Source organism: Bacillus sp. NMCC46 (assembly GCF_002998465.1).
Classification (GTDB): domain Bacteria; phylum Bacillota; class Bacilli; order Bacillales; family Bacillaceae; genus Bacillus.
Genome location: NZ_PVQZ01000018.1, coordinates 1 through 1024 on the forward strand (window position 1 = coordinate 1; position 1024 = coordinate 1024).

Annotated in this window: 2 tRNA genes and 1 rRNA gene; all 3 read right to left on the reverse strand. The window is 39.6% G+C overall.

What is annotated here, in order from left to right:
* Positions 1 to 42 precede the first annotated feature (42 nt).
* The 3 genes from C6Y01_RS18805 to rrf all read right to left on the reverse strand — a co-directional run bounded on the left by C6Y01_RS18805 (position 43) and on the right by rrf (position 885).
* Positions 43 to 118: transfer RNA gene (locus C6Y01_RS18805), tRNA-Thr, on the reverse strand.
* Between the two features lie 33 nt (positions 119 to 151).
* Positions 152 to 227, reverse strand: a tRNA-Val gene (locus C6Y01_RS18810).
* A gap of 542 nt (positions 228 to 769) precedes the next feature.
* A 5S ribosomal RNA gene (gene rrf / locus C6Y01_RS18815) occupies positions 770 to 885 on the reverse strand.
* Positions 886 to 1024: the final 139 nt, after the last annotated feature.

Consider the following 1024-nt stretch of genomic DNA (forward strand, 5'->3'; position numbering starts at 1 on the left):
GGCTCTCTTTAAAAGCGACTTGTCTATCTTACCATATGAAAGTGGTGCCGGCAAGAGGACTTGAACCCCCAACCTACTGATTACAAGTCAGTTGCTCTACCAGTTGAGCTACACCGGCTTTATCTATCCTAACATTATGTAAGAATAAATATGGTGGAGGATGACGGGCTCGAACCGCCGACCCTCTGCTTGTAAGGCAGATGCTCTCCCAGCTGAGCTAATCCTCCACTATGTAGGAATCTCTCGATCCGACAAAGATTATTATATACAGGTTTTCGTCATTTGTAAAGGCTATATTAAAAAAATTTTATTTCAATTTTCATTGGTATTTCTTTTAGCAAATGATCGTCATTTTCTCCATTCAAACTGCTGTCATTCAACGTTTATCAGCTGAAGTTCTCCTCTCTATATTCTCTTTAAAAACGGTCAATTCCTTCAGAAATATCAGCAGCCTATTATTTTTATGCTTTCATGGTATAGGTATTCCTTGGAATCAAACTTTAGGTACAGTTTTTATAGATATTAGAATAGAGTTAACTATAAAGATTGATACAGTCCCCTTCTATAATCTAATACTCTATCTCTCTACTAGTTTTTTCATAACAAGGATTTATAATATGATGAACGTTCTATCTTTTTGATTTAAAATGTCTCACATACTTGTAAATGAGTTGGAGTGCCGCACGTTCATCAAACAAGTGCAATCAAAAAAATATCCTCTCAAGCAACACAAAAAGACCAGTTCCGTATGGAACTGATCCTTAGAAGAGCTTGGCGGCGTCCTACTCTCACAGGGGGAGACCCCCAACTACCATCGGCGCTGAAGAGCTTAACTTCCGTGTTCGGTATGGGAACGGGTGTGACCTCTTCGCTATCGCCACCAAACCTGATGGAGAGAATGTTCTCTCAAAACTAGATAACAATGTTCAAGCTTCACATTAGAATAAAGGTTAAGTCCTCGATCTATTAGTATCTGTCAGCTCCACGTGTCACCACGCTTCCACCTCAGACCTATCAACCTGAT